This window comes from Rhodococcus sp. MS13, from assembly GCF_013277835.1.
In the GTDB taxonomy this organism is placed as follows: domain Bacteria; phylum Actinomycetota; class Actinomycetes; order Mycobacteriales; family Mycobacteriaceae; genus Rhodococcus_F; species Rhodococcus_F erythropolis.
Map to the genome: position 1 here is coordinate 669,513 of NZ_VBTL01000009.1, position 16,835 is coordinate 686,347.

Consider the following 16,835-nt stretch of genomic DNA (forward strand, 5'->3'; position numbering starts at 1 on the left):
TGTTCGACGCTACCCGCTGCAGGTCACCGCGACGAGACAGTGAACCTCCGCAGCGCGAGAGCTGGATTCTTCTCGCGTACTTCGGCGATGCGAGCGGCCGAAACAGTCGCGGCGGCAACCCCGACCTGCTCGCCCAGTGAACACATCACGACGCCCATCGGGTCGACGATCATGCTGGCACCCGCGCCGCCGCGCGCGCTCTGGTCAGCCGCTGCGATGTACATCGTGTTCTCGATGGCCCGGGCGCGTACGAGAGTGGTCCAGTGGTCTTCCTTGAGTGGCCCGGGCACCCACTGGGCGGGCAGGAGCAGGATGTCCGCGCCGACGTCGACGATGCGCCGGGTGACTTCCGGGAAGCGCAGGTCGTAGCAGGTCTGGAGGCCGAAGGTCAGGCCGTCGCACCCGAAAGTCTGCGGTTCCGTGATGTTGCCGGCACGGATCACGGCCGACTCCTGGTAACCGAATGCGTCGTAGAGATGCAGCTTCCGGTAGGTCGCCACCAGTTCGCCGTTCGGGTCCATCGCGACGAGGGTGTTGGAGATTCTGCTCACGTCGTCGATCCGCTCGTTCATTCCCGCTACGAGGAAGATTCCGAACTCCGCGGCGACCGCCGCCAATGCCGAACCGAATTCGCCGTCCAGGTCCTCCGCGGACTCGATCAGTCGTTCATCCGTCTTCGGTGCGGTGAACATCGAGTATTCCGGCGCCACGACAACTTTCGCGCCCCGTGCTGCTGCATCGGAAGCCAGTGATCGCAGTGATTCGAGGTTGGCTTTCTTGTCCGTCCCCGGGGCGAATTGGGCAATCGCGACAACGGTCTGGGCGGGGGTGGCAACGGTGGCTTCGGTCATGCTCCATACGCTAGGCGAAACCCGCTGGGAGGGTGGATCTGTCGTAAATGCACCCCCGGTATGTCGTCGTGTCTATACTCTATCCGCTAAACTGCTGGTCAAATGAGTGATATTGAGCGTGACCCCGAACCCCCAACATTTGCCGACCTCGACATCGATGATCGGGTACTGAAGGCACTGTCAGACGTGGGCTACGAGTCGCCCTCGCCCATTCAGGCTGCCACCATTCCGCCGCTGCTCGAAGGCAAGGACGTCGTCGGTCTCGCACAGACCGGTACCGGCAAGACCGCAGCTTTCGCAGTTCCAGTCCTGTCGCGGATCGACACGTCGATCAAGCAGACCCAGGCGCTGGTGCTTGCTCCCACGCGTGAGCTGGCGCTTCAGGTTGCCGAGGCATTCGGCAAGTACTCCGCGCACATCCCCGGACTCAACGTGCTGCCGATCTACGGTGGCCAGAGCTACGGCGTCCAGCTGTCCGGCCTGCGCCGCGGCGCACACGTCGTCGTCGGTACCCCGGGTCGTGTCATCGACCATCTCGAAAAGGGCACCCTGGATCTGACCAATCTCAAGTACCTCGTTCTCGACGAGGCCGACGAGATGCTCAAGATGGGGTTCCAGGAGGACGTCGAGCGCATCCTCCGCGACACCCCCGGCGACAAGCAGGTTGCCCTGTTCTCCGCAACGATGCCCGGCTCGATTCGCCGGATCTCGAAGCAGTACCTGAACAATCCGGTCGAGATCACCGTCAAGTCCAAGACGTCGACCGCTTCGAACATCACGCAGCGCTACATTCAGGTTGCTCATCAGCGCAAGCTCGATGCACTGACCCGAGTCCTCGAGGTCGAGGCATTCGAGGCGATGATCATCTTCGTCCGTACCAAGCAGGCCACCGAAGACCTGGCGGAGAAGCTGCGGGCCCGCGGGCACTCGGCTGCCGCGATCAACGGCGACATCGTCCAGGCACAGCGTGAGCGGACCATCGGTCAGCTCAAGAACGGCGCCCTCGACATCCTTGTCGCGACCGACGTTGCCGCTCGAGGCCTCGACGTCGATCGAATCTCCCACGTCGTCAACTACGACATCCCGCATGACACGGAGTCGTACGTTCACCGCATCGGTCGTACCGGCCGCGCCGGTCGTCAGGGTGACGCGTTGCTGTTCGTCGCTCCGCGTGAGCGTCATCTGCTCAAGTCCATCGAGAAGGCGACGCGTCAGCCGCTTGCGGAGATGCAGCTTCCCAGTGTCGACGACGTCAACGCCCAGCGCGTGGCCAAGTTCGGTGACTCCATCACCGAGAGCCTGGCCTCGGAGAATCTCGCGATGTTCCGCAAGATGATCGAGGACTACGACCAGGAACACGATGTTCCGCTCATCGACATCGCTGCCGCTCTGGCATTGCAGTCGCGCGACGGCGAAGCATTCTTACTTTCTCCCGAGCCGCCGGCACCGCCGCGCCGTGAGCGCGAGCCGCGTGAACCGCGTCCCCCTCGTCGTTTCGACGACGGCCCGGCTCCTCGCTCGCGTGGACCCGAGGGCCAGGAGTTGGCTGCATACCGCATTGCAGTCGGCAAGCGTCACCGCGTCGTTCCGGGTGCCATCGTCGGTGCCATCGCCAACGAGGGTGGACTTCGTCGAAGCGACTTCGGGCACATCAGCATTCGCCCGGATCACAGCATCGTCGAGCTGCCGGCCGACCTCTCCAACGAGACTCTCGAAGCTTTGCGTCGCACACGCATCTCCGGCGTCCTGATCCAGCTGCAGCCTGATTTCGGCCCGCCGCAGGGACGTCCGAGTGGCCGTGGCGACCGTGGTGGCCGGGACGATCGCGGTGGACGTGACGACCGCCGCGGTGGCGGACGCGATCGCTACAACGACTGACCTACAGCTTCAACGACTGACATAAAGACTGAAACAGGCGCTGCCCTCCGCGAGGAGGACAGCGCCTGTTTTCTGTGTGGAGGGCAAGGCGCTGCGCGGTATCAGATCGGCGTCGGTGCGAGGGCGCCGTTCTTCCGGGCGTTGGTGTCGAACTGCGTGCGGTACAACTCGGCGTAGCGGCCACCGTGCGCGAGCAGTTCCTCATGGTTGCCGCGCTCGACGATCTGGCCTGCTTCGACGACGAGGATCAGGTCGGCGGAACGGATCGTCGACAACCGGTGAGCGATCACCACCGCAGTCCGCCCGGCGAGTGCTTCGCCGAGTGCTTCCTGAACCGCGGCTTCCGACGTCGAGTCGAGATGCGCGGTGGCCTCGTCCAGGATGACGACGCGAGGCTGGGCCAGGAGCAGTCGTGCGATGGTCAGGCGTTGGCGCTCGCCGCCCGAGAGGCGGTAACCGCGTTCACCCACCACGGTCTCCAGTCCGTCGGGCAGCGACGCAACCAGGTCGGTGAGCCGTGCTCGCTCCAGAACCTCGCGCAGATCTTCTTCGGTGGCATCCGGTCGCGCAAGGAGCAGGTTGGATCGAAGGCTCTCGTGGAACAGGTGCCCGTCCTGCGTGACCATGCCGACGGTCTCGCGGATGGAATCGGCACTGAGGTCGCGGACGTCGACGCCGCCCAACTCGACCGATCCGGAATCGATGTCGTAGAGACGCGGAATCATCTGGGCAACGGTCGACTTTCCGGCGCCGGACGTGCCGACCAGGGCGACCATCTGTCCTGCTTCGGTGCGGAAAGACAGGTTGTGCAACACGTCCTCGCCGCCGCGAGTGTCGAGGATCGCGACTTCCTCCAGAGAGGCGAGAGACACCTTGTCCGCTGACGGGTACGCGAAAGTGACGTTCTTGAACTCGACCGACACCGGGCCCTGCGGCACCGTGCGTGCATCGGGCTTCTCGGTGATGAGCGGTGCCAGATCGAGAATCTCGAATACCCGCTCGAAGCTGACCAGAGCGCTCATGACGTCCACCCGCGCGCTGGCCAGTGCGGTCAGCGGCGAGTACAGGCGCGTCAACAACAACGCCATCGCAACGACGGCGCCTGCGTCCAACTGTCCGCGCAGCGCGTAGAAGCCGCCGAGTCCGTAGACGAGGGCAAGAGCCAGGGCCGAGACCAGTGTCAGCGCTGTGACGAAGACGGACTGCAGCATTGCGGTCCGGACTCCGATGTTGCGCACACGCCTGGCACGAACCGCGAACTCCGCAGACTCTTGCGACGGGCGACCGAACAGCTTGACCAGAGTCGCTCCGGGAGCGGAGAACCGTTCCGTCATCTGGGTGCTCATAAGCGAATTATGGTTGGCTGCTTCACGATTGAGTGCTGCAAGTTTTGCACCCATCCGCCGAGCGGGGATGACGAAGATGGGGAGAAGCAACAACGCGAGGACGGTGATCTGCCAAGAGATCCCGAGCATGACGATCAGCGTGATCACCAGGGTGACCAGGTTGCTGACCACTCCGGACAAGGTGTCGCTGAAGGCGCGCTGTGCGCCGATGACGTCGTTGTTGAGCCGGCTGACCAGTGCTCCGGTTCGAGTTCTGGTGAAGAACGCGATGGGCATCTTCTGGACGTGATCGAAGACGGTGGTGCGCAGATGCAGGATCAGATCTTCACCGATGCTGGCCGAAAGCCACCGGGTCAACAGGCCCAGAGCGGCTTCGAGAAGTGCAACCAGTGCGATCAGTGCGGCAAGTTTGACGACCACGTCGACGGCGTCGCCGCCGACTATCGCGTTGACCACGCGCCCGGCCAGGACGGGGGTTGCCACGGCAAGTGCAGCGGTGACGACGCTCAGTACGAGGTACCAGCTGAGGTTACGTTTCTGCGGAACCGCGAACGTCGCGATCCGCTTCAGTGTCGCCTTCGAGAACGGGCGCCGATCTTCTTGCGCGTGCATCGCGTTGTACATCGCGTTCCACGCGGTGACTTCCATACTCATGACTTCGCCCCTCCAGTCGCCGGCCACGAAGATTACGTGGCCGGTACGACACGAAGGTAGAACCTCAACCAAACTTCAGGTCAAGTGCGGCCTCAGCGGGCCACGTCGACCACCACTCGCGGAGGGTCGCTGAGCGTCGTGACCGTGAACGGCTGCTTCTCAGTCACGCCGATGAACGACTGGGTGACTCCCTCGAAGACGTTGGACCCGTTGACCTCGGTCACGACTCCGCCGACGCCGGGGACCGGGTTGGGGCCGGAGTACTGCTCGACTCCGCTGTCGAAGGGATAGGCGGAACCGTCGATCAGGACCTGGATCACTGCGGCACCCTTGATGTCCACGGGCTTACCGCTGCCTTCCTGTGTCGCCGCGTCGACGTACTTGACGCGCCATCCGGGTGTGCCGGTTCCGCCCATTTCGTAGACGACACGATCGAATCCGTCGTGCTCGCCCACTCGGATGTCGACGACGGTGAGCTTGGATTCGGTGCCCGCAGCCGACGTCTTGTCGGAGCTGTCCGTCGGGACTGGTTCTGTGGTCGACGCTGCTGCACTCGAGGTCGAGGTGACGGCCGAGGTGGCTGCCGTGGGAGTGGTCTCCGCGTCCTGCGAACAGGCAGTCAGGCTCACGCCCACTGCGATGGCAGCGACAGCGGCAAATGATCTCGTCCGGTTCGTTGTCATGACTCGATCGTAGGGCTCGCGTTATCGGGATCCGCGGCGGCGGTGCCCGGAGTTACCTAACCGATATCGCCGTCGACGTAGAGCCACTTACCCTCTGTTCGCGCAAATCGACTGCGTTCGTGGAGCATTCCCCGCTCGCGCCCGAATGTGTAGTGAGCGCGAAATTCCACGACGCCGTCGGAATCGAACAGCCCGCCCCGTTCGGTGTCCAGGATCTCCAACCGGAGCCATGTCTGGTCGGGGTCGAGATCGAGTTCGGTGGGCCGATGGGCGGGATGCCAAGTCTGCGTGAGATATTCGTCGTCCATCACAGCGAAGGCCGTGTAACGCGAACGCATCAGGGTTTCGGCAGTCGGTGCGTGCGCTTCGCCGCTGATGTACTTTCCGCAGCATTCGGCCAACGCGTTGCCGCTGCCGCACGGGCACGGATCGGTCGGATTGGGTGTGGTGGGGCGGCGCGAAGTCACCGCCCCATTACAGCACGCGAACTCAGACCAGTTTGTGTTCGCGGTTGTCCCAGTACGGTTTGCGGAGGTCGCGCTTGAGGATCTTTCCGGTGGGATTGCGGGGAAGGATCTCGACGACGTCGATACTGGTCGGGCACTTGAACTTTGCGAGGCGTTCCTGTGTGTAGGTGATCAGTTCGGCTTCGTCGATCTGCGCTTCGGCAGTGAGAACCACGACTGCCTTGACGGTTTCACCCCAACGGTCGTCGGGAACGCCGATGACCGCGACCTCGGCGATTGCCGGATGCTCCACCAGTACTCGTTCGATCTCGGGGGAGTAGACGTTCTCGCCGCCGGTGATGATCATGTCCTTGAGGCGGTCCTCGATGAAGACGAAGCCGTCGGAGTCGGCGCGGCCCATGTCGCCGCTTCGCAGCCACCCATCTGCGGTAATCGTTTCGGCCGTCGCCTCGGGCTTGCCCAGGTATCCGGGGGTGCACTGTTCGGATCGCCACCACAGTTCGCCGGTCGTTCCGGTGGGCACGTCCTCGAGCGTGACGGGGTCCACCACACGCATCTCGACGCCGGGGATCGCCGTGCCTGCTGATGCCATGCGCTCGACCTGCGACTCGTCGCGGTGAACGTCCGGCATCAACGCGGTAATGACACCTGCCATTTCGGTCATGCCGTAGACCTGGACGAATTCGGTGTCCGGCCAAGCCGCGAGTGCTGCTCGCAACAACGGAAGGGGCATGGGGGCGGCGCCGTAGGTAATGCGTTTGAATGCCTTGAAGGCGGCGACGGCCTGCTCGCCTGCGGCCAGGACTCCGGCAATGACCGGTGGGACGAGAAAGGCGATGTTGGCTCCGGCGGCGAGACCGGCGAAGATCGACGGTCCGTCGGCTTCTCTCGTGAAGTAACAGCGCCCTCCCGTGTGAATTGCCATGATGGCGTAGCACGTTCCGCCGACGTGGAACATCGGCATCGCGATCAAGAATCGGTGATCCTCGTGGGCCGGCAGGATTTCGAGCACATTGTTGCTGTGCGCGAACAGGTTTCGATGCGTGAGCTGTACGCCTTTGGGGCGACCGGTCGTCCCGGAACTGTAGAGAACCAGAGCGGTGGCATCGGGGCTCACCTCGGGGCGGGAGTGCAGCGGTGCGACCTCGTCGATCCACGGTTCGAACTCGTCGTGTTCCCCGCCGACGGCGAAGATCGATTCGACGGCCGTCAAGCGGTCGCGCATGGCGACGATCTGGGGGAGTAGTTCGCTGCCGACAAACAGAATGCGAGCGCCACAGTCCGCGAGGACGTAATCCAGCTCTTCGCCCGAAAGTCGCCAGTTGGGAATGACATTCGCGGCGCCGAGCAGTGAGGCGGCGTAGGTGACTTCGAGGCAGGACAGATGATTCTTGTCGACGAACGCGACAGTGTCGCCGGCGCCGATGCCGGATTCGGCGAGGGCGGCGGCGATACGCAAGATGCGGTCTCGCCACTGGGCCCACGTGTATTCGGTCCCTTGGAAGGTCATCGCTGCTTGATCAGGCTTGACCGTCGCCCAGTGCTCTAGCCGATCGAAAATGATTCCAGCGGTGGCGTCGGACATTCGGCCGCCTCTCTCGTGTGATTGGTGTCACAAGGTTAATGTGCGCCCGGTCTTCGTATCGCTGTTTCTCGTCAATGCGCACAAGCAGAGAGAGCACATTCCCGCGACCCTGACCGGCTCGGCTGCAGATATCAGGGTGGTCCCCGATGGCGAGCGCGCCCGACACCCGACAGGATGGAACCAACCATTGCGGGCGTCCGTGTTTTCACGGGCGCCCGTCACGCCCACAAGTAGTACCGAAGTGAACAGGAAAGGCGATCATGAGTTCGCACGCCCAGGATGTCGCGGCCCGCGCAGTCGGCCTGTCCAAGACCTACGGCACCGGAGATACCCAGGTGCACGCACTCAGTTCGGTGTCCGCAGATTTCGCCCGCGGTGAGTTCACGGCGATCATGGGGCCGTCCGGTTCCGGTAAGTCGACGCTGATGCATTGCCTCGCCGGTCTGGATTCCGCAAGTTCGGGTTCCGTTCTCATCGGCGACACGGAACTCACGACGCTTTCCGACAAACAGATGACCCAATTGCGACGCGATCGCATCGGTTTCGTTTTCCAGGCGTTCAACCTGGTGCCGACGCTGACGGCGCTCGAGAACATCACGTTGCCGCTCGACATCGCGGGACGCAAAGCGGACCCGACCTGGCTGAACAGCGTCCTGACCAAGCTGGGTCTCGGGGATCGCCTCGATCACCGGCCGGGAGAGCTCTCGGGTGGTCAGCAGCAGCGTGTGGCGTGTGCGCGTGCGCTGGCGGGTCAGCCGGAGATCATCTTCGGCGACGAGCCGACCGGAAACCTCGATTCGAAGTCCTCCGGGGAGGTGCTCTCGATCCTGCGGGCGGCCGTCGACGAGTTCAACCAGACCGTGGTGATCGTGACGCACGATCCGCGGGCAGCGGCGTATGCCGACCGAGTGGTGTTCCTCGCGGACGGCAAGATCGTCGACGAATTGCGCGAACCTACGGCGGATTCGGTCCTCGACCGGATGAAGCGTCTGGACGCTCCGCAGGCGGTCGTGAACGTGGAAGCCGGGGCTTGAGCACATGGCTTCGGTAAGCAACTCGCCGATGCGCAAGGTTTCCCTGCGCAACTTGGCGGCACACAAGGTGCGACTTGCGCTGACGGTTCTGTCCGTGGTGCTTGGCACGGCTTTTGTCGCGGGGTCGTTCGTTTTCACCGACACCCTCCAGAAGACTTTCGATTCGATCTTCGAGAACACCGCCCAGGGCGTCGACGTCCGGGTATCGATGGAAGAGCGCAACACCAGTGGCGTTCCGGTCGAGGATGTCGACAAACTTGCCGCAGTCGACGGTGTCCGAGCGGTAGCCCCGGCCGTCAGCGGACAGATCGTCCTGATCAACGCAGACGGCGGCGCTGTTCAGACCGGCGGCGCGCCGAGTATCGGGCAGTCCTACCTACCGCCGGGCCAGGCGATTGCCGAACCCGACACCTTCGTCGAGGGCGCGCCTCCGACGCAGACCGGTCAGGTCGCGCTGAACACCAGCGCCGCCGAGCGAGCCGGACTGAAGGTGGGGGACTCCGCCAAGGTTCTGGCACCGGCCCGCGGAATCGTGGACGTGACGTTGTCCGGCATCTACGAGGGGGCGGGCAGTGACACCGGCGGGTTCATCGGCGCGCTCTTCACCGACGAGCAGGCCCGTGGACTCTTCACCGACGGCCAACACGTCGAGTACATCGACGTCGCGGGCGACGGGGTGTCGCAGACGGAACTGCAGCAACGCGTCGAGCAGGTTTTCCCCGATCTCAAGGTGCAGACCGGCGACCAGGTTCGTGAGGAGACCAAGGCCGAGGTCGACTCGGCGCTGAGCTTCATCAACTACTTCCTGTTGGCGTTCGGCGCGATTGCTCTGCTCGTCGGAACGTTCATCATCTACAACACCTTCTCGATGATCGTGGCGCAGCGACTTCGTGAGCTGGCGCTGCTGCGCGCGATCGGTGCGAGCCGAGCGCAGGTCGGCCGTTCGGTGGTCACCGAGGCGCTCGTGGTCGGACTCATCGGCAGCATCATCGGTCTGCTCGGCGGTATCGGTCTCGCCTACGGATTGCGCAGTCTGCTCAACACATTCGACGTCGGTCTGCCGGAAGGCCCGCTCCAGGTGGGTGCCCGCACGATCATCGTCGCGTTGGTGGTCGGCGTCGTCGTCACGACGCTCAGCGCTTACGCCCCGGCTCGTCGTGCGTCGAAGATCCCGCCGGTAGCGGCCATGCGTGAGGAGTTCGCCTCTACCGGTGACTCACTGCGAGTGCGGACGTTGATCGGTGCGATTCTCGGCGTGATCGGTGTGGCACTGCTCGTGTTCGGCTCTCGCGGTACCGGTGGTGGGGCTGCGTTGATAGTCGGACTCGGTGCGTTCTCGTTGATCATCGCGGTTCTTCTCGGGGCTCCGGCGCTGTCGCGACCGATCGTCGGTGCGCTCGGTGCCGTGTTCGCCAAGCCGTTCGGCGCCATCGGGCGATTGGCCCGTACCAATGCGGTGCGTAATCCTCGCCGTACGGCCGCAACGGCATTCGCGCTGACTCTCGGTCTGATGCTGGTGACGGTCATCGGAGTGTTCGGTTCCTCGGCCAAGGCGAGCATCAATGCTCTTGTGGACGTGGGTGTCTCGGCCGACTGCATCCTGACCGGTCCCAACGCGATCGGTGTGCCGCGAGGTGCGGCCGACGCGGTCCGGCAGGTACCCGACGTACAGAGCGCGACGTCCTTGCACGGGGTGCGCGCGAAGGTCGACGGTGAGGACGAGCAAGGCGCTTCGTTCGACGGACCGATCGAAGGCGTGCTCGAGTACAAGATCCTCGAGGGCACGGTCGATCTGACCGGCAACAACATGCTCGTCTCGAAGTCGACTGCGGATGACAAGGGCTGGACTGTCGGCTCGACCCAGACGTTGACCGGTCCTGGCGGCGTCGAGTACCAGACCGTTGTCGCGGGAGTGTTCGAGGACAACCAGCTGATCGGCTCGTGGATCGTCTCGGACGAGGCGTACCGGAAACTGATGCCGGCCGAGAGTCTCCCGGACTTCGTGGTGCTGGTGAAGGCGAAGCCGGGTGCGGATCTGACCATGCTGCGATCCGAGCTGGAAACGGCCACGGAGAAGTACGTCGTCGTCCAGGTGCAGGATCGTGAGGAGTTCAAGGGAACTCAGGGCCAGCAGATCAACACCTTGTTGGCGATCCTCTACGGACTGCTTGCACTCGCGGTCGTGATCGCAATCCTGGGCATCATCAACACCTTGGCACTGTCGGTGGTCGAGCGGCGACGAGAAATCGGAATGCTGCGAGCTGTCGGCATGCAGCGCGGACAGATGCGACGCACGATCTACCTCGAGTCGGTGCTCATCGCGGTGTACGGCGCGGCGGTCGGAGTTGTTCTCGGCATCGCGTTCGGTTGGGCCTTCGTGAGCACTCTCGCGGATCAGGGCCTCGACAAGATCACGATCCCGTGGGGTCAGGTGGTCGGAATGCTGATCGGCTCGGGTGTGGTCGGTGTCTTGGCGGCGCTGTGGCCGGCCAACCGAGCGGCCAAGACGAAGCCGCTGGAGGCGATTGCAGACATGTAGGGCCTTCGGCCCCGTGCGCACTTTTGGTAGCGGAAGCAGCCGAAAGTGCGCACGGTACCGTTGCCACATGAGCACCCTTCAAGAAGTCGGCGAACGTGAATCCTGGCGCTGCTGGCTGTGTGACGAACCGGTCGATCCCGACATGTCCGTCAACGATCCGCGCGGCCCGAGTATCGACAGCATCAACACCGCGAAAAAGGGTGGCAAGACCAAAGGTGGCGTCGAACGCTTGGCGCACCGCGCGTGCAACACCAAGAAGGGTGCGGTCAAACCTGTTGTGGAGTGGCCGGATCGGCTGTTCGTCGTGGATCCCGCCCCGATCATCGGGGTCGTGGAGCAACTCGAGCGCAAGGGTGGCCGCGTCGCCGTCGCTCGCTGTCCCGGCAAGGACGACGCCCAGGAAGCGTCGGACTGGCTGATCGACCGGTTGTCACGTTTGGCTCCGTCGCTGAACGTGGAAACGAGCATCGACGCCGCGGGTGGGGGTTACCTGTTGGTCCTCAAAACCGTGTAGTAGCTCGGTTCCGAGTGCCGTCTTTCGCGGTACCTGTTCCGCCTCCAGGGTCGTCGGGGTACGGTCGAACCGAACATGAATCCGGTTTCGAGTGCGAAGGAATCCCGATGAACCTGGCATTGACCGACGAGGAACTAGCGTTCCGCGACGAGATGCGGACGTTCTTCCGTACGCAAATCCCCGCGGACATCAGGGAGGCGTACGCCCACGGCGAGGAATTGGGGCGCGACCGTATGGTCGAGGCGCAGCAGATCCTCAATGCTCACGGTCTGGCGGTACCGCACTGGCCGGTCGAGTGGGGCGGCAAGGACTGGACCCCGGTCCAGCACAACATCTGGCTCGACGAACTTCAGCTAGCGTCGGTCCCCGAACCGTTGGCGTTCAACGCCAACATGGTCGGTCCGGTCATCGCAGCCTTCGGCTCGCAGGAGCAGAAGGAGAAGTTCCTTCCCGCGACCGCGAACCTCGACATCTGGTGGTGCCAGGGATTCTCCGAACCCGAGGCCGGCTCCGACCTCGCTTCGCTCAAGACCCGCGCGGTCCGCGACGGCGACGACTGGGTCATCAACGGTCAGAAGACCTGGACGACGCTGGGACAGTACGCCGACTGGATCTTCTGCCTCGTGCGTACCAATCCCGATGCGCCCAAGCGCCAGGCAGGTATCTCGTTCATTCTGGTCGACCTGAAGACGCCTGGAGTCACGGTCCGCCCGATCAAGCTGATCGACGGCGGCTACGAGGTCAACGAAGTGTTCTTCGAGGACGTCCGCGTTCCGGGAGAGAACCTGGTCGGTGAAGAGAACCAGGGCTGGGGCTACGCCAAGTTCCTGCTCGGCAACGAGCGCACCGGTGTCACCCGCGTCGGTTTCTCGAAGGTTCGTCTGGCCCAGGCCAAGGCCCGCGCTGCCGAGGTCAAGGTCGGTAACGGGACCCTGCTCGAAGATCCGCTCTTCGCTGCTCGCCTCGCCGAACTCGAAAACGAATTGCTTGCCCTCGAGCTCACTCAGCTCCGGGTGGTCGCCAGTTCCGCTGACGGCCAGCCGAACCCGGCGTCGTCTCTGCTCAAGCTTCGTGGCTCCGAATTGCAGCAGGCGAGCGTCGAATTGCTGATGGACGTGGCCGGCCCTGATTCACTGCCGTACGACGCGGGCAGCGACATCGCCTCCGCGAGCTGGGCACAGCACACTGCCCCGACGTACCTGAACTACCGCAAGGTATCCATCTACAGCGGATCGAGCGAAGTGCAGCGCAGCATCATCGCCTCCTCGATCCTCGGATTGTGAGGCGTGGCATGGACTTCGAACTGAACGACGAACAGAAGCTTCTCCGCGACACCACCAAGGACCTCCTCTCGCGTAGCTACGACGCCGAAAAGCGCAACGCGATCATCGACTCCGATCCAGGGTGGAGTCCGCAGGTCTGGAAGCAGTTGGCCGAGGTCGGCTTGCTCGGCCTGACGTTCTCCGAGGACGACGGCGGCATGGACGCGGGCCCGGTGGAAATCGGTGCGGTCATGACCGAGATCGGTCGACGCTTGGCCCCCGAACCGTTACTCGACGCGGTCGTGACGCCGGGCGGGCTTATCTCCGAAGGCGGCAGCGCAGAGCAGCGCTCGTCGATTCTTCCCGGAGTGGCCGAGGGCACCACGTTCCTCGCGTTCGCCGATCAGGAACCCGGAATCCGTTGGCCGGCAACAGAACGGGCCACCGCGGCGGCGCAGGTCGACGGCGGCTGGACCATCACCGGTATCAAGAATCCCGTTGGCCACGGTGCGACTGCGGACATCCTGGTCGTGAGCGCTGCACTCCCCGGCGGTGGCGTCGGACTGTTCCTCGTCAAGAGCGATGCCTCCGGCTTGGTATGCAAGTCCTACGCCACTCACGACGGTTTGCGCGGGGCGCAGATCGAGTTCACCGATACTCCCGCCGAAGCGCTCGGTGAGGGCGGAGACGCTTCTGCTCTGATCCAGGCCGCACAGATCCGTGAGCAGGCCGCGCTGTGCGCCGAGGCTGTCGGAGCAATGGAAGAGGCGCTGCGTCTGACCACCGAATACCTCAAGACGCGTAAGCAATTCGGTGTTCCGCTCGCGAAGTTCCAGACGCTGACGCACCGCGCCGCCGACCTGTACGTCTCGCTCGAGTTGGCACGCAGCATGAGTCTGTACGCAACGATGTCCCTTGCCGACGGCGTCGTCGATCCGGTGATCGCTTCGCGGGTGAAGTTGCAGATCGGGCGTTCGGCTCGGCTCATCGGCCAGGAAGCGATCCAGATGCACGGTGGCATCGGTATGACCGCGGAGTACCCGGTGGGTCACTACGTGAGCCGACTCGTCGCCATCGAGCACACCCTCGGCAGCACCGAAGACCATCTCCGGGTGTTGGCCGCCGGCGTGGCTGATCACGAGATGGTCAGCGTCGTCTGATCTTTCACGATCAACCGAAGGGTCGCATTCCGTTCGCGGAGTGCGACCCTTCGTCGTTCAGCGGTGAGAGCGTAAGACGTCCAAGCGGAGTTGACGCTGCTCGATGTTGACGGCGCTGTCGGTGAATGCTTGTTGCCACCCGGGGTCACTCGTTCGTGCCGCCGCGTCCTGCAGAAGCGGTACGGCATCGAAAGGGAAGCGCGCCTGCACGCTTCGCAGAGTGGAAAAGTGACTGTGCCGCGAGTGAATGCCCAAGTCCTCACCCGTCGCAGCATGCTCCATCGCTTCGTTCTCCAAGGCGTTCAACAACTTTTCGGCGACGGCGAGGGGCCATGGACGGTCGATGCCGTCGAGTAGTGCGCTGCCGTCGACGCCCAGAAGGTATTCGTCCGCGTGGCCGGCAACGATGTATTCGACGCGCTCGCGTGGGTCTGCGATGGCGACGATTCTCCGGTCGGTCGTGCGCCCGTCCCGCTCCAGAAATGCCGACGCCCACGCTGTGTTCTTCTGAAGAACTGTTGCAGCAGTCCATGATTCGATCATCACGGTGCGCCATTGCTTCTCGATGGGGATGGTGAGGGCCTCGCGTGGCGAACCGGCCATCGATTCCCACAGCGTCAGTGGAGTGGCGGTCACGACTTGCCGTAACCACCAGCGCCGGATGCCTTTGTTCTTGTAGTGGACGTCTTCGATGCCGTCACGAAATGCGAGGTCGTCGAGCGAGCCCGGCAATCGGACGGCAAGGCGCGGTCGCAACGGCTTCGTCTCGAGCCGGACCCACGACTTAGCCCGAGTGACCATGCGAGAGGCAAAAGGAGATCGGGGGAGTTGCCGTAGTAGTTGAATTGCACGCTCACGAACCCGCACGGCTGGATCGTCGAGTGCACGCTCGAGGAGGGTGTGATCGTGTTCACCCAGTCCGACCTCGAGGTGATCGAGGAAGTGCAGGCGGTTTGCGGTGGGCTCGTCGTCCCAGGCGATCTCGAGCTCCTCGCTCGCCAGTTCCGGGTCGACCGTACGTATGTAATCGAACCAGGCCGTACGGTCGTTCGGATCGGGCGATAGCCACAGTTCGTCCCGGCGTGACCCGATCCGCCGCAATTGGGCCCAATCGGGATTCTGCTCCGCCAGGTACTGCCCGCGTCGGCCGGCGAGGCGAAGGAGCGCCTCGCGGTGCTCGGGATACTTCAGCGCGGCTTCCATGAAGAGCGGAACACTGGCCGCGGGCGCGAGGAATCCGCGTTGGTCGGCCATCGCGAACCATTCCGCGAGAGTCCAGGAACGTACCTGCAACAACGACTGGAGTTGTTCGATCGCGAGATCGGGAAGTAGTGGTTGAACCGCTGGAGGAGTCCGCGGTGCGCGCGAGTGACCTGCTTGCGCGTCTGATCGCAGGGAGGTCACCCGCCTACGGTATGGCAGAGGTGCGTCGGCTTCGGGAGCAGGGGTCGGGCGCGTGTCGGCAGATTCTGGAACAGTGGTAACCGGCACCCAGCAGGAGGCGTGAGATGACGGATGGCCGTGAGATGGCAGACGGAAATGGCGACGTCTTTGTCGTGGCGTCGGTGACCGAACGGCGAACGCTCATCTCCACCCGAGTCAGGGAGTGGTGTGCGGCGGGGACCGTCGAGTCGAACCGGCCGGAGTTGTCCGACGATGTCGCATTGCTGATCGCCGGCGGCTATGCGGACGAGTCGACGCGGTCGATCCTGGCGAACCGGCGCACTGTCGGACGTTCGTTCCCGGAGATCGGCGGATTTTCCGAGTTGAGGTATCTCACCGACGAGCTGGCCCGCACCAGGCGTCGACTGCTCGCGACACGCATCGGTCCCGTTCAGGTTGTCCTCGAACGGCGGGTGCAGACGCTGGACAAGCGCGTTCAGTCGATGCGATCGGCGATCGTGCATTCCAATCGTCATTTCGCGAGCAGCGTCCGTGCCATCCGCAAGGACCGCCGCGACGGTCTCCATCTCGACGTCGAGCAGCGCGAGGCTCTCTTTGCCGGGCTCACCCGCACGCCGGTTCCGGCCAAGCTGCCGGTGGGTCTCGGTGTCGTGGCCAGCAGTGGAAACGCAGCACTCGACAAACTCGCCGCCCAGTTCGGGAAGGTCCAGGGAACCGGTGTCGTCGCCGATGCCGGAAGACGTATCGCGGAAGTCCTCGACGGACTGGTCGATTCCGAACCCGAAGGACGCGCCGGTGAGTACGACGCACTGCTTTACCTCGCCGGGAATCTTTTCGACCGGATCGAGAGTTCCAGCGCGTGGCATTCCGATCACTTCGTCATTCAACGTAATCAACTGGACTTGGCAGACGAGATCACGCAGATCGCGGTCGATACCGTAGCGCTGCGTTCGATACTCGCAGAGCTGGACGACGCGGCTGCGCTGGCACGCGACGAGGGAACGCGAGCCGGAATCGCTTCGCGAAGGGAAGCGCTCGGCACGGTCTGGGACCAGCTGGTCGAGCGCGTCGCGGCGCTCGCGCGGATCGGTGACCTGGTCGCACGGGCCGAGGATCAGTTGAGTTCGCAGCGTGCGGTTGCGCATGCAGCGAGCCTCGACAGCCGGATCGACGACCTCCTCGCGCGCTCTGGTTCACGTGAACTTTCGGCTGCCAACACGCACTACGTCGGGGATCAATTCGACGGTGTGGAAGAACTGATGTTCGCTCACCGGGCGGCTCTTTACGGGGACATTGCACTGCTGACCTCCGGGAACGAGCGTCGGGCGCCGTAGTCAGGCTGTCGCCGGAGCTGTAAGGTCGAAGGTACTGACCGGCCGCACGATCGAAGAACAGGCCGAGAATTCGCTCTTTGCTCGACCCCGATGCCGATCCGGTGATGCGGGCGTACCCGCTCGA

The 16,835-nt window shown here is 63.8% G+C and carries 13 protein-coding genes; 7 read left to right on the forward strand and 6 right to left on the reverse strand.

Translation table 11 applies throughout. From position 1 onward, the window contains the following. Nucleotides 1–23: 23 nt before the first annotated feature. The gene (locus FEZ59_RS20580; RefSeq protein ID WP_060939475.1) at nucleotides 24–851 is read right to left on the reverse strand and encodes a carbon-nitrogen hydrolase family protein; all 828 of its coding nucleotides are present in this window, start codon (nucleotides 849–851) and stop codon (nucleotides 24–26) included. Between the two features lie 102 nt (nucleotides 852–953). Here FEZ59_RS20580 and FEZ59_RS20585 point away from each other — a divergent pair, with 102 nt between their 5' ends. Further along, nucleotides 954–2,729 (forward strand): DEAD/DEAH box helicase, encoded by a 1,776-nt coding sequence (locus FEZ59_RS20585; protein WP_003945121.1) that lies wholly within the window; start codon nucleotides 954–956, stop codon nucleotides 2,727–2,729. 101 nt (nucleotides 2,730–2,830) lie between these two features. Here the strand turns inward: FEZ59_RS20585 and FEZ59_RS20590 are convergent, their stop codons facing one another. The 4 genes from FEZ59_RS20590 to FEZ59_RS20605 form a co-directional block, all read right to left on the reverse strand. Continuing rightward, the gene (locus FEZ59_RS20590) at nucleotides 2,831–4,729 is read right to left on the reverse strand and encodes an ABC transporter ATP-binding protein (protein WP_133727802.1); all 1,899 of its coding nucleotides are present in this window, start codon (nucleotides 4,727–4,729) and stop codon (nucleotides 2,831–2,833) included. A 92-nt stretch (nucleotides 4,730–4,821) separates the two neighbouring features. Then, nucleotides 4,822–5,412, reverse strand: a complete 591-nt coding sequence (locus FEZ59_RS20595) for a hypothetical protein (RefSeq protein WP_019749302.1) — start codon at nucleotides 5,410–5,412, stop codon at nucleotides 4,822–4,824. Between the two features lie 56 nt (nucleotides 5,413–5,468). Next, entirely contained in the window at nucleotides 5,469–5,879 is a 411-nt protein-coding gene (locus FEZ59_RS20600; protein WP_021344960.1) for a YchJ family metal-binding protein, read from the reverse strand. A 22-nt stretch (nucleotides 5,880–5,901) separates the two neighbouring features. Next, nucleotides 5,902–7,464: a long-chain-fatty-acid--CoA ligase gene (locus tag FEZ59_RS20605; RefSeq protein ID WP_019749300.1), complete on the reverse strand. Its 1,563-nt coding sequence runs from the start codon at nucleotides 7,462–7,464 to the stop codon at nucleotides 5,902–5,904. 260 nt (nucleotides 7,465–7,724) lie between these two features. Between FEZ59_RS20605 and FEZ59_RS20610 the strand changes: the two genes are divergently transcribed. The 5 genes from FEZ59_RS20610 to FEZ59_RS20630 all read left to right on the forward strand — a co-directional run bounded on the left by FEZ59_RS20610 (nucleotide 7,725) and on the right by FEZ59_RS20630 (nucleotide 13,973). Next, nucleotides 7,725–8,498, forward strand: a complete 774-nt coding sequence (locus FEZ59_RS20610; protein ID WP_003945134.1) for an ABC transporter ATP-binding protein — start codon at nucleotides 7,725–7,727, stop codon at nucleotides 8,496–8,498. Between the two features lie 4 nt (nucleotides 8,499–8,502). Next, on the forward strand, nucleotides 8,503–11,037 hold the full coding sequence (locus FEZ59_RS20615) for an FtsX-like permease family protein (RefSeq protein ID WP_172933099.1): 2,535 nt from the start codon (nucleotides 8,503–8,505) through the stop codon (nucleotides 11,035–11,037). Between the two features lie 67 nt (nucleotides 11,038–11,104). After that, entirely contained in the window at nucleotides 11,105–11,551 is a 447-nt protein-coding gene (locus FEZ59_RS20620; protein ID WP_020970172.1) for a hypothetical protein, read from the forward strand. A gap of 107 nt (nucleotides 11,552–11,658) precedes the next feature. Continuing rightward, a complete protein-coding gene (locus tag FEZ59_RS20625; RefSeq protein ID WP_007736177.1) occupies nucleotides 11,659–12,834 on the forward strand; it encodes an acyl-CoA dehydrogenase family protein in 1,176 nt (391 codons plus the stop codon). 8 nt (nucleotides 12,835–12,842) lie between these two features. Continuing rightward, nucleotides 12,843–13,973 carry an acyl-CoA dehydrogenase family protein gene (locus tag FEZ59_RS20630; protein WP_172933100.1) on the forward strand — a complete coding sequence of 377 codons (1,131 nt, stop codon included), beginning with the start codon at nucleotides 12,843–12,845 and terminating at the stop codon, nucleotides 13,971–13,973. Nucleotides 13,974–14,030: 57 nt separating this feature from the next. Here FEZ59_RS20630 and FEZ59_RS20635 read toward each other — a convergent pair whose 3' ends face one another. Next, nucleotides 14,031–15,377, reverse strand: a complete 1,347-nt coding sequence (locus FEZ59_RS20635; RefSeq protein WP_141488670.1) for a DUF5691 domain-containing protein — start codon at nucleotides 15,375–15,377, stop codon at nucleotides 14,031–14,033. Between the two features lie 104 nt (nucleotides 15,378–15,481). Between FEZ59_RS20635 and FEZ59_RS20640 the strand changes: the two genes are divergently transcribed. Next, complete coding sequence (locus FEZ59_RS20640) at nucleotides 15,482–16,711, forward strand: hypothetical protein (RefSeq protein WP_141488671.1); 1,230 nt, start codon at nucleotides 15,482–15,484, stop codon at nucleotides 16,709–16,711. The last annotated feature ends 124 nt before the right edge of the window (nucleotides 16,712–16,835 follow it).

What these genes read in the sequence shown, in the direction of transcription:
- FEZ59_RS20580 (WP_060939475.1), bottom strand. Translation starts at nt 851, where the DNA reads ATGACCGAAGCCACCGTTGCCACCCCCGCCCAGACCGTTGTCGCGATT.
- FEZ59_RS20585 (WP_003945121.1), top strand. Translation starts at nt 954, where the DNA reads ATGAGTGATATTGAGCGTGACCCCGAACCCCCAACATTTGCCGACCTC.
- FEZ59_RS20590 (WP_133727802.1), bottom strand. Translation starts at nt 4,729, where the DNA reads ATGAGTATGGAAGTCACCGCGTGGAACGCGATGTACAACGCGATGCAC.
- FEZ59_RS20595 (WP_019749302.1), bottom strand. Translation starts at nt 5,412, where the DNA reads ATGACAACGAACCGGACGAGATCATTTGCCGCTGTCGCTGCCATCGCA.
- FEZ59_RS20605 (WP_019749300.1), bottom strand. Translation starts at nt 7,464, where the DNA reads ATGTCCGACGCCACCGCTGGAATCATTTTCGATCGGCTAGAGCACTGG.
- FEZ59_RS20610 (WP_003945134.1), top strand. Translation starts at nt 7,725, where the DNA reads ATGAGTTCGCACGCCCAGGATGTCGCGGCCCGCGCAGTCGGCCTGTCC.
- FEZ59_RS20615 (WP_172933099.1), top strand. Translation starts at nt 8,503, where the DNA reads ATGGCTTCGGTAAGCAACTCGCCGATGCGCAAGGTTTCCCTGCGCAAC.
- FEZ59_RS20620 (WP_020970172.1), top strand. Translation starts at nt 11,105, where the DNA reads ATGAGCACCCTTCAAGAAGTCGGCGAACGTGAATCCTGGCGCTGCTGG.
- FEZ59_RS20625 (WP_007736177.1), top strand. Translation starts at nt 11,659, where the DNA reads ATGAACCTGGCATTGACCGACGAGGAACTAGCGTTCCGCGACGAGATG.
- FEZ59_RS20630 (WP_172933100.1), top strand. Translation starts at nt 12,843, where the DNA reads ATGGACTTCGAACTGAACGACGAACAGAAGCTTCTCCGCGACACCACC.
- FEZ59_RS20640 (WP_141488671.1), top strand. Translation starts at nt 15,482, where the DNA reads ATGACGGATGGCCGTGAGATGGCAGACGGAAATGGCGACGTCTTTGTC.